At 37.9% G+C, this 11,517-nt stretch carries 8 protein-coding genes; 3 read left to right on the forward strand and 5 right to left on the reverse strand.

Annotated elements, in window-relative coordinates:
• Window positions 1–61: 61 nt before the first annotated feature.
• The 3 genes from H6G14_RS13705 to H6G14_RS13715 form a co-directional block, all read right to left on the reverse strand.
• The gene (locus tag H6G14_RS13705; protein WP_190567934.1) at window positions 62–808 is read right to left on the reverse strand and encodes a DUF928 domain-containing protein; all 747 of its coding nucleotides are present in this window, start codon (window positions 806–808) and stop codon (window positions 62–64) included.
• 192 nt (window positions 809–1,000) lie between these two features.
• Window positions 1,001–2,902 carry a sensor histidine kinase gene (locus H6G14_RS13710; RefSeq protein ID WP_190567935.1) on the reverse strand — a complete coding sequence of 634 codons (1,902 nt, stop codon included), beginning with the start codon at window positions 2,900–2,902 and terminating at the stop codon, window positions 1,001–1,003.
• 20 nt (window positions 2,903–2,922) lie between these two features.
• Entirely contained in the window at window positions 2,923–3,792 is an 870-nt protein-coding gene (locus H6G14_RS13715; RefSeq protein WP_190567936.1) for a response regulator transcription factor, read from the reverse strand.
• A 485-nt stretch (window positions 3,793–4,277) separates the two neighbouring features.
• Here H6G14_RS13715 and rlmN point away from each other — a divergent pair, with 485 nt between their 5' ends.
• The gene (gene rlmN / locus H6G14_RS13720; protein ID WP_190567937.1) at window positions 4,278–5,339 is read left to right on the forward strand and encodes a dual-specificity RNA methyltransferase RlmN; all 1,062 of its coding nucleotides are present in this window, start codon (window positions 4,278–4,280) and stop codon (window positions 5,337–5,339) included.
• A gap of 254 nt (window positions 5,340–5,593) precedes the next feature.
• On the opposite strand, the gene H6G14_RS13725 is transcribed toward rlmN, so the two are convergent.
• Together H6G14_RS13725 and H6G14_RS13730 are read right to left on the reverse strand one after the other, a co-directional pair.
• Window positions 5,594–7,645, reverse strand: a complete 2,052-nt coding sequence (locus tag H6G14_RS13725) for a potassium channel family protein (protein ID WP_190568005.1) — start codon at window positions 7,643–7,645, stop codon at window positions 5,594–5,596.
• Window positions 7,646–7,716: 71 nt separating this feature from the next.
• Entirely contained in the window at window positions 7,717–8,682 is a 966-nt protein-coding gene (locus H6G14_RS13730; protein ID WP_190567938.1) for a Rieske (2Fe-2S) protein, read from the reverse strand.
• Between the two features lie 125 nt (window positions 8,683–8,807).
• Between H6G14_RS13730 and H6G14_RS33595 the strand changes: the two genes are divergently transcribed.
• Both H6G14_RS33595 and H6G14_RS13740 read left to right on the forward strand, forming a co-directional pair.
• The gene (locus H6G14_RS33595; protein ID WP_199326156.1) at window positions 8,808–9,569 is read left to right on the forward strand and encodes a TetR/AcrR family transcriptional regulator; all 762 of its coding nucleotides are present in this window, start codon (window positions 8,808–8,810) and stop codon (window positions 9,567–9,569) included.
• Between the two features lie 1,004 nt (window positions 9,570–10,573).
• Complete coding sequence (locus tag H6G14_RS13740) at window positions 10,574–11,320, forward strand: hypothetical protein (RefSeq protein ID WP_190567939.1); 747 nt, start codon at window positions 10,574–10,576, stop codon at window positions 11,318–11,320.
• Window positions 11,321–11,517: the final 197 nt, after the last annotated feature.

Raw genomic sequence — 11,517 nt, forward strand, 5'->3', positions numbered from 1 at the left:
ATCTGCTGAGAAATCCTCTTCAACAAGCATCGTCAACGCCCCTCAGTTTCTTAATTTGGTATCAATCTTTTTCTTGATCTGCTATTTTATGCAAAAATTGTATTCTTTTCTGAACTAATGTTTGAATTTCTGTAGACTTTGGTGATTCGTGTTTAGCAAAGCTTTTAACTATTTTTGTACCTAAATCACCTAATTTGCCATTATTTGCTAACTTTAAAGCCTCATTCAATGCGTCATACCACAAATTTTCGTCAGCCAAAACAGTAACTTTTTGTAAACCATTAGCTGTACTAGGTAATTTACTTTTGAGTGTAGATGACATTTCTACAACAATGAATTCTGCTGCTTCGACTATGTTCACCCCAGAACATCTCATAGATAACTGCCAAAGGTATTTCTTACCTATGGTTAAATCAGGATTTTCTTCAGGTAGGGGTATTTGAAATATACCTGATTTTATATCTTTGTAAATGGCATTACCTAGCTGTTTGACTTCCTTGTCGGAAGTAAATTCAAAAATCCGCAACTCTACTTTCTGGGGACTAGAGACAAAACCGACAAAAGTGGGACGTAACTCTGTTGTGTACCCAACATAAGTCTGTGGTGCAAGTACTGTCAAAGGTATGGTTTCACTGGAGTCGTTTGGACAACCTCGTTTACCCGCGCTTCTGCTATAGTCGCTTGCAGGTTGGCGGCGATTAGATGATGAAGAAGCTGTAACTGTAACTGGTGTCAGAAACAGCAATAAGCCAAGACCAGCACTAGTTACTAGTCTGGGGTTGATAGTTAAGCTACAATTTTTTGACATTTGCCTTCTCTAAGTTATCAATTTGATCAACAGGGAGAAATTTCTGTCTATAAGAAGCCAAATCATACCATATTTATATGAATTTGACTAATTTAATTGTTAACTGTTGACAGTCAACGGTCAACAGCCCTGACGATAGATTGTACAACTTAAAAGCAGAATAGCTTACTAAGATATTTCCAATAATCACATCTAATTCAGATAGTTGTTTTTATTGTTTGTTAATTTCCATGTAACTTCACAGATTGTCCCCTTGGGATAAAGGGATTCACACCTGAAATTTCCTCCCAATTTTTTAGCAATATTTCTAAGTTGCTTCATCCCTTTATTTTCAGACAATGAAGTGAATCCACAACCATTGTCTTTAATCATCAAAGTATATGAACTTCGTTCTTTTTTGCCAATAGCTTCGATTCTTTTAACACCCTGGGCGTGTTTTCCTATATTACACAAAGCTTCTTCTAAAAATAGACACAATTCTTGTTTTTTTTCTAGATTTAAATATTTTTCTTCTATAGGCTCAAACGTGCGAACTTTGACGTTAATATTATAGAAATATTCTAAATCATCTCTGGCAATAGTACTTGTATATACTTCGTAAAATAGTTCATGGACTGGTCTTTTTAAGTCAATTTTGACGCGACTACCTAAGCGCAAGCTTTCGTTGGGAGTTAATGCTTCGATTCTTAAATATTCACCGATGGAGCGAATTTCCGAATTAAGTCTTTCTAACTCCAATATTAATTTATCGTTTTGTAATTTGTCTGTACCTACCTGCCTCAATATATTAGCTAAAGTCTGTAATGGCCCATTATGAATAAGTGTAAAAGTATGCTCTATGGTCTGTTGACTTAGCTGGATTTTTATTTGATTTTGTTTATATTCATGAAAAGCAAATACACTGATTCCCAAACCGTTAATTCCCAAAATTAGCAAAGTCGGTGCTAACGGAATCCACCAACCTAATATGATGAGTAAGTAACTGATACTTATTAAGCAAAATAGTATCAATGTAATAGCTAATAAATTTCTGCGAAAAGTCTTTGTCACTCTAGCAATAACTATTGCTATCACACCCCAAATCACTATCCATAAATATTCCCACCCATCAGACCAAACTTGTAGTAATGGCCTACCATTGAGAACTGCATGAATTATTTGCGAAGCAACATGGGCATGAAATTCGACTCCATAAATTTGACTATGAATTTTTGAGCTAGCAGTTGCTGAAGTATTGAATAAATCATCGCTACTAGCAGCAGTTACACCAATTATGATTATTTTTTGTTTGAGCCAATTTGGATTAAATTTATTACTTTTAATATCATTTAAAGTAATAAAGCGAAATGGTTGCTTACCACTACGAAAATTAACTAGTATTTTTAAACCAGTATCATTTTCTCCTACATATCCACCAGTATTGGCTGAAAATATAGGTAGTTCTATATTAGCAAATCGAATATAAGAATTATATTTACCTGTGTCTATAACAATATTTTTAGTAGCTAAATAACCTTGTGCTAATCTCAGGGCTAAAGAATATTTATCATCTTGGGGATTTTGGGGATTTTGGGGTGATGCGGTCAAAAGTAAATAGCGACGATAGTTACCATCTCTATCTGCTATTACGTCAGAAAAACCTATTTGTTTTGGCGGTAGGTTTGGTGGTGGAGAAAATTCGTCAGGTGGTAAAACTTTTTCAATACCAATCAAATTTTGATATTGTCGAAATACTTGAGTAAGTTCTTGATGTCCTGGTTCTGTTGGGACATTTTTGACAATATCAATTCCAATCACTGCTGGTTCATAACTCTGAATTTTTTGAATCAGCGAAGCAATTTCTGCATCTGGAATTGGGTAAGTTCCTAAACTACGAATGTCATTTTCATTAATTCCGATAATTACTATTTCTGGGTCAGTCACTTCGGCTGGACGCAACCGCAAAAAAGTATCGAATAATATCAATTCCCATCCCTGCAATAATCCCGATAGTCTAGCAATGATAATAATAAATAAAACAGTCATTCCAGGTATTGCTACCTGCCGCAAAATAATAATTTCTTGCTTAATTCTTCTTATATTAAGCCGGAACATAAGTCAGCAATAACCAATGACTAATCAATTAATCCTTCTTGTCGAGCGCGGATTTCAGTTTGAATACGCATATTTTTTCCTGGTTCTGGATAAATACCAAGTACATCTTGAATCTTCGTCCAGTAGGTACGCACAGCACGCTCGGATCTGTGAATCCGTTTGCAGATTGCTATATCTGTCAAGCCTTCTTCAAAAGCTAACTTTAGCACTTCTAACCATTCTGGTTTCAGTTCTAATCCAGTTTTGATGTCTTTGGTGTGGGTTGCACCTTGTAGTGCTAAATTAGCACGAACTATCATCTCAGATTCGCATAGTCCTTTATCGGCGATCGCAAATCCACCTTGATGCTCATCGATTTCGTGTTTGATCCTAACCAAAGCCTTGACATAACTACTTTGTACCAAAAAATTCTGTTGGGGATATTCCTGGATTAACTGCTGTAGCAAATTGATACCCGTATCAATATAGGCGATCGCACCAGCTTTTTCAGGTATCGATAAATCCATGACAATCAAATCAAACACAGAATTTTTCATCTGTGTCAGCGCCTCAACTACTGTTTTTGCTGTGGCGATCGCTGCATCCGGATATTGTTGTTGTAGTACATTCAGCGTTCCGCTTAAAATTAACTGGTGGTCATCAACAACTAAAATTTTCAGTGTGGATGATTGAGGTGAATCTTGGCTCATTATCAATTGATCAACACTAACCATAATCGTATCTTTATCGCTAATCAACTGTTTGATTATCTGTGCATATTCAAAATTAGGATCACTAGTATGAGTTGTTAAAGTTTGAAGTTTTATATAGTTAAAATCTCTATCTAGCTCTTGTTCGTCGCTAGTTTTTAAACTTTGTATCCATGTAATTGCTTTTACTAAAAGTTTCATGTCAGATAGTATATATGGTACTCAATACACAAAATGTTAAGAATATATTTAAGCTGTGACGCATTTAAATCCTATATTTCGCACTCAGGTTGTCAAAAGTCCACAGTCCACAGTCCAAGCTAGCCTTTAACTCTGGACTCTTGACTATGGATAGCCCTGACGCAAGAGTATTTGATTTAGGTGCATATCACCTTATTCCAGAGTAATAGTTTGTCTGATCACACACCTAAGCTGTCAGGGATTTAACTGGCACATCTTTTTGTGTTGGCTGTTGACTGTTGACTGTTGACAGTTAACTCTCAGCAGTGTGAGTATGACTACACTGTGGGAACAAAAATTCCAATAGATAAGGTATCCGCTCATTCTATAAAAAGCCGAATTCAATGCCTATGCAGAAAAATGCAATTCTGTCGAAATTTGAACGTCGCCACTAACTTCCTATGAAAGTTGTAGGATAGAGATTCAGAATTAATTTGTGATTTCTTATGTCTGCTACGCCTGTTACCCAGCTAACTCCATCATCTCAGCCACAACAACCTTCTTCCCCCCTGCTCGGCGCTTCAGTCACGGAGTTAACTACTTGGGTGCAGCAGCAAGGACAACCTGCTTATAGGGGTAAGCAGTTGCACGATTGGATTTATCACAAGGGAGTGCGATCGCTCACTGATATTTCTGTATTCTCTAAACAATGGCGGGCTGCTGTTGCTGATGTCCCCATTGGACGTTCTACCATTCACTATCGGTCTGTGGCCTCCGACGGGACTATCAAATATCTCCTGCAACTAAGCGACGGTGAAATTGTGGAAACCGTGGGTATTCCTACAGACAAGCGGTTGACAGTCTGCGTTTCTACCCAAGTCGGTTGTCCAATGGCTTGCGACTTCTGCGCTACTGGTAAGGGTGGCTACAAACGCAACCTAGAAAGACATGAAATTGTTGATCAAGTTTTAACTGTCCAAGAAGATTTTCAACAACGAGTAAGCCATGTTGTATTCATGGGGATGGGTGAACCGTTGTTGAATACTGAAAATGTCTTGGCTGCGCTGAGAAGCTTAAATCAAGATGTGGGTATTGGACAGCGATCGCTAACTTTATCTACTGTAGGGATACGCGATCGTATCAGTCAATTAGCCGAACACCATCTACAAGTTACCCTGGCGGTGAGTCTCCACGCCCCTAACCAAGCACTGCGGGAACAACTCATACCCAGCGCTCGCTCCTATCACATCGAAGATTTGCTGGCTGAATGTCGAGAATATGTAGCCATCACCGGTAGACGGATTTCTTTTGAATATATTCTGCTCGCTGGTGTGAATGATTTGCCAGAACACGCCCTAGAACTATCAAAACATCTACGGGGCTTTCAAAATCACGTTAATTTGATTCCTTACAATCCTATCTCAGAAGTGGACTATAAACGCCCTAGTGGCGATCGTATTCAAGCCTTCCTCACAGTTCTTCAGCAACAACACATTGCTGTTAGTGTCCGTTATTCTCGCGGTTTAGAAGCTGATGCAGCCTGTGGACAACTACGCGCCAAAAAATAATCAAAATTCCTCACCCCCTTGTGGGTGAAGAATCGGTAATGGGTCATGGGTAATTGATAATTGGACTATTACCCATTACCTATTTCCACATGAATATGGATAGGGAAACACTTACGGTTTCACTTGTAATAGTTATATGTAGCTGTAGCCAGATATATTAGGACATCAAGCTAAGATAAAACCGTGGTAATAAAAGCCTTTCAAACCTGTCAACAGTCAACAGTCAACAGTCAACAGCTATACATGAAAGTACTTTAGTTATCTATTGGTAGCCAACGAGCTAATACTCTTAATTTATTCAGCCTCAATACTAAACGTTGAGCTTGTTGTTTATATAAAGCTTTTGGTAGCCTTCCTGGTAAATTTTTCATTAATTCTCTAGCTGCGCTAATACTGCATCCAGCAATAATACTAATTTCATTTGCACCATCAAAGATCGCATCTTGACTTAAAGCTCTTTCGATTTGCACCTGCCAATTTCGAGGAGTTAATTCGCCACGTTCAATTCTTTGTAAACTAGTGCTTGTCGCTAAAACAACTATGCGATCGCCTACTGCTAATTTAGTTTCATCAACAGGCATGAATTTGGCAGAAGATTGTGATGATTTTTGATGAAGAATTGGTACAACACCATAACCATAAGCAATATCAGTAAGCATCAATTCATTAAGCGTATCACCAGACTCAATCATATATTCCACAACTTGGATAGTTTGATTATTTAAGTGAAATAAGCCAAGAATATTTTCTCCAAAAGCAGCAGCAGCAAATACTTCTGCCGATAAAGCTGATGTACATAAAACTTGAGCATAAGGAAATAACTGTGCTACCCTATCACTAAAATTTCGGTTATAAGTACGGATGACTAAATTACTATTGGGGCTGAGGCTATGAGCCATCAAACCGATTTCTAAATTTTCCATTTCATCATCGGTTACCACAACAACACTTTTAGCGGAGTTAATATTAACACTAGTGATATTATTAACAAAGTTACCAATGATTAAAGGAAGTTGACGAATACTATTATGCTCAATAGGTGTACTGTTAATCCCTACTAAAGGTTCCTGGAGTTGTTGTAATAAAGTAACAATTTGTAAACCAACTTTATTTAAGCCTATCAATACTACATGGTCTTGTTGAGGTATTGCTGAATAATTGCTCGTAAAAAAAAATCGGAACCGAGAAGAGAGCAGTTTTTCCGTTAACAGTGCATACAATACTCCCACAAAAGCTGTACCAGCTAATGTTAATCCTAAGCTGAACAAACGTAGTAATACAGGAATAGGTTTTTCAAATTCCACACCGCCATATACGTCACCATACCCACCTAAAAGTAAAACAGCAGTAGTGTAAAATGCTTCGACAAAACGGATATTAGGATAGTAGCGATTATAAAAAATAATACCGCTTCCCCACAGAATAAATACTGTAATGCCGCAAATGAGTGCAACTCGCGTAATTTGACCCCGCTCACCAGAGTGCCACAATTGAATAATTTTTTGTTTAATGTTAGACCATGAAATTGTGCGGATAATTTCTTGCCAAAAAAGTCGTTTTTTTGTGGGAAATTTAATTGCAGGTTTCTGAGCCAGGGGAAGCATATTTGCAATCTCTATATAAACAATTGTATCCCCAGGTTGTAATTTTGCTTCTAACTCCCACTCACCATAATTATGAGGCACTTGGGATGAGTTATTAGCATAATATAAGATACGGCGAAAAGATGTATTTAATTGATGCACCTGTCGTTTATGACACCATAAATCATCCGGTTTAATTTCATATTTGCCCACCCTTAACTTTTGTCCTTCTAAATTAAAATAGCCTAAATTTTCATTACCCAATGCAGCAAAGGCAAAAGCAGACGCAGTCAGTTGATCTGGTTCAAACGCAATAAAATTACCAAGATTTTGACTTAAAAGTTTATTAAGATTTTCTTTGTCTGAACGGACGACAAGGCGAACTTGAGGATTCAACAGCCGCGCTGCAAATGCTGCTTCTATATTTGCACGCTCATCATTAGTAACCAAAAGTACAGTCCGGCATTGATTAATGCCTGCTTGCTCTAGCACGCTGGTTTGGCGGCAATCTCCTATCAGGAAGTTTTCTAATAGATTTTGTAAATTATTAACTTCCCAGTTTTTAGGTTCTACTTGGTCAATGGCGCTAACACTTGCGCCATATTCTTTGAGGGCGGCTACACAATGCTGACCTAAACTTCCCAACCCACAAACCAAAAATCGATCTAGCTGCGGTTGACAACCATTACTAGCTTGATAGGTATTATCTGAAGAGCGTAGCATTTCATCGCTTTGATAGTACACATTTATAGTAAAAACTATCAATATTTTGCGATCGCAGTGACGAACATATTTTACAAAACGTTTAACCACTCACGATACAACTTCTGAGCATAAAACATAATTTCTTCGTTGGGTAGGCGAATCTTGGCTGGCTGGCGAGAATAAGATGTTTCTATAGCCCGTGTATCTTGCTCTATCACTGTTGCCACTGCATTTAAAACAAAGCGTCCCATTAGTGGCTGCAAAATTGGGTGTTTAGGTTGAGTATAAACTAAAACAAAAGTTTTCGTTTGAGTTGCTGTTTCTGGATACAGCGCATGAACTTGCAAAATTTCTCCCAGGGAAAAGTCAGTCCGAAATGTTGTCAGTGCGGGGAAAGCATATTCTAATGTGCCTGTGTAAGTTTTAGGTGCAGTTAAAATTACAGGATTGCGGAGGATATCATTCCAGGTACTATCCTCACGTTCTAGTTCCTGCACAACTTTAGCATAATAACCATCATGCTCAAATACAGGGATACGATTAGCTTTAATGCCAAATAGATCCCGATGTGTACCGCTTTGATGGTTGTAATCATAATTGATGGATATACTGTCTAAAAAAGTACCGTGAATACTTTTTTCTCCCGCCACTCCTAAAAAGCTCATACCTGAACTGACTTTGGCGATTAAATCGGGAACTGGAATTTTAGGAGAATAGCCCCCATATGTCCAAATACAATCGTCTTGAATCACTAGTTCTAGAGAATTTAACAAAGGTTGGCTGCCTACTTTATCTGCATTGTGCAGTCTTCCCTGCCCATCAAACTCTAGTGCATGAAAGGGACAGGCAATTGTACCCCTGTCTGAACAAATCCAGCCATCTGATAACGGTGCCTGCATATGCGGACAAATGTTATCGAGGGCAAATACTTCCCCTTGTTGATTTTGCCAAAGTACATAGTCTTGTCCATTCAAGCTGATTTTATAGGGTTTGTTGATGCCCAACATGGAACGATGGGCAATTAACCAAGGTGCGCCAGGCAGAATTGCTTCCATAGGAGTCTCCCAAGAATTGTGTAAGTATGTATGGGGCGATCGCTGTCACTGGAGTAAAATTGTGACATAACTTTCATCTTTCATCTCAAAATACGACATATTATTCATATTTGTCAACTCAGATCGTGACCAAACCAGAACCTACCCCCATGCGCCGTCAACCGAAGCAAAAACGCTCTCAAGAACGAGTAGAAAAAATTTTGCAAGCAGCAGCAGAAGTCTTTATGGAAGTGGGATATGAAGCTACAACTACCCACATGATTGCAGCCAAAGCAGATACGGCAATTGGTTCGCTATATCAGTTCTTTCCCGATAAATTGGCGATTTTTCATGCACTGGAAGCTCGTCACATGGAACAGGTGACAAAGATTAATGCAGAAATTATGCAGTCAGCAGACGAGCAAAAGCCATTGTCAGAATTTATTGAACGTATGGTGAATACCTATGCAGAATACTTTGAAAATCCCATGTTTCGCGTCGTGTACATTCAGTATTTTGTTGCACCAGAGATGTTTCAGCTATTTGATGACAGCTTTAATCAGCAGTTGATTAAACAACTCGCGGACTTTTTTCGTGAATGGAATCCAGAATTAGCAGTCGAAAAAAGCGAATTTTTAGCAGAAACAGTTCACATATGCTACAACGCTTTACTACTCAATGCTTTACGCCAGAATAAACCCGAAAGACAACCTCGTTATGATGAAATTAAGGCTTTACTCGTCGCATATTTGGCTCCCCACACACAGCAAGGTGGTAATCAGGTAATGAAAGTAATGATTTGTCCTCACTGTCTTTCATCCCGATTATCTAAAAATGGACACCGTCACGGAAAGCAACGCTATCTCTGCAAAGACTGCGGTAAACAGTTTTTAGACAGGTCTTGCTGAATGGAGTGGTAGTTGCAGTGGAAGCAACGCGATTTTCTATATAAATGCCCCAGCTTGCTTCAGTGCTGCCGGATTTGGGTGTGTAATCGTTGTTCTAGTAGTCTGCCAAGAGAACTTTGCAAGGTTAATAGCAGCAAAAAAAATCTCTTTCTCCCCCTGCTTGCCCTAGCCCAGCAATTTTGGGTTGGTGAACTACCAGTGGGGGAAGTGCAGGAGTAGAGAGCTGGGGTGTGATGGTTGGTATAGCTGCAACCAGTCTCTGGAATTCTTTACAGAAACAATAGCGTGATAACTGGTCAATAAGCCAATTTATGTACACAAATTAGAATCTGTTCTTTACGTACTGATATAAAAATAAATCTGCAATGGTTTGTAACAGCAACAGCTTATTTATCTTTGGAAGTACAGCAGATTTTACAAACTTTAATAGCAAACATAAGTAAGCCGAAAAGTCTTTCCAAAACCCTCAGCAATTGCTCACTAGAGTTGAACAACACAAGTTGCCGTAATCCTACGAGAATCTGCCGTTCAAGGAACAGGTATTTTTTGTGAAGAGTGTAATGATAGCAATACCCTCAACACGCCTAACAGCAATCACGATCATTAACCCAAAAACCTGGACTGAATCGATTAAGTTACTTTGCTATTTGTAGCTTTTAACCTAAAATTAATCTTTTTTTAAATAAACTCTGAATGATGAATTTTATTGTTTACAGATTATATAAAGTTTTAATTTTTGAGCAAGTTTGTAGATTCGCTTATTTGTGATAACCTATATTTTGTGATACTGAAATTGCTGCAAATAAATAATTTTTAGTTTTGGAAAATAGTACGTTTTTCAGCTTTCAGCTTAATTATTTGTTAGTAATAAATCAAATCAGACCACATAAATAACAGATGCAGTAGAAATCAATATATTTTTTTTTGAACAAGGAAAAATTATGTTGATTTTTCGCACTCATCTTAAGTCAATTCTTGTGAGCAATAATATTGTGAGGTAGTAGATGCAAAAACTTTTGACCCTCCAAAATTTAGGGATTGCGATCGCAGTTAAAAATTATAATTGTAGTATTCTTACCTATGACTTTCTCAAGTATGGTAATATCGTTCCTTTAGATTGGGAACTAGCCAGAGAACCTGTTGTGAGTAACCAAGGTTCTCAAGTGATATTTCGTAACGGCGTGAGTATTACTGCTCAACAAGGTATGTTGAGTTTCTTAGAGGTAATTGGCTCTAAAGATATTGCAGAAATTCAGATACCAGCAATTGCTCACAGATACATTCAAGCCTTACCTAACTCAGACTATCAAGGATTAGGCATAGATTTGAGAGGTTACATCACAGAAACCCAAGCAGATACAGAAGGCAACATCCAAAAATATCTGCAATCTTTGCTAGCACCAGCGCCTTGGCAAGAAGTCGGGAATGACCCCGTCCAAGTATCACTGCAATTAGGTTTTACCCTCGAACAAGGGCAACTTAACTTAAATATTAATGAAGGCAAACTCTACATAACAGAAGAAGAAACTGTTCCCATTGTGTTATTTTCAGGCAATTTTAGCTACGGCATCACAGGTAATAATAAAGAGGAACAGCTACAATCTTTGCATCAGTTAATAGATAATTGGCAACCAGCATTAGAAACATATCAAGATATCATTAACACCAAATTTCTGCAATCTAGAATTGTTGTGCAAGATGCGCCGCAATCAGAAACAGATTCATCTGATTTATTGATATCTCAGTCCTAAAGAATTTCTAGATCGAAAAATCTCCAAAATGTAGGATGCGTCAGAGTGAAAAAAACTATTCAAAATAAATTTCATAATGACACACCCTACTAGTAATTGGCGATAAGTTATTTTTTGTGTTCCCTCAACAATAACTAGTTTTAAGCTATTCTGCTTTTAAGTTGCATAATCCATCGTCAAGGCTGTTAACCATTGAC

Origin of the sequence: Nostoc parmelioides FACHB-3921, assembly GCF_014696625.1 — a bacterium.
Lineage (GTDB): Bacteria > Cyanobacteriota > Cyanobacteriia > Cyanobacteriales > Nostocaceae > Trichormus > Trichormus parmelioides.

Coding starts and splice junctions, on each gene's coding strand:
- H6G14_RS13705 (WP_190567934.1), bottom strand. CDS start 808: ATGTCAAAAAATTGTAGCTTAACTATCAACCCCAGACTAGTAACTAGT.
- H6G14_RS13710 (WP_190567935.1), bottom strand. CDS start 2,902: ATGTTCCGGCTTAATATAAGAAGAATTAAGCAAGAAATTATTATTTTG.
- H6G14_RS13715 (WP_190567936.1), bottom strand. CDS start 3,792: ATGAAACTTTTAGTAAAAGCAATTACATGGATACAAAGTTTAAAAACT.
- rlmN (WP_190567937.1), top strand. CDS start 4,278: ATGTCTGCTACGCCTGTTACCCAGCTAACTCCATCATCTCAGCCACAA.
- H6G14_RS13725 (WP_190568005.1), bottom strand. CDS start 7,645: ATGCTACGCTCTTCAGATAATACCTATCAAGCTAGTAATGGTTGTCAA.
- H6G14_RS13730 (WP_190567938.1), bottom strand. CDS start 8,682: ATGGAAGCAATTCTGCCTGGCGCACCTTGGTTAATTGCCCATCGTTCC.
- H6G14_RS13740 (WP_190567939.1), top strand. CDS start 10,574: ATGCAAAAACTTTTGACCCTCCAAAATTTAGGGATTGCGATCGCAGTT.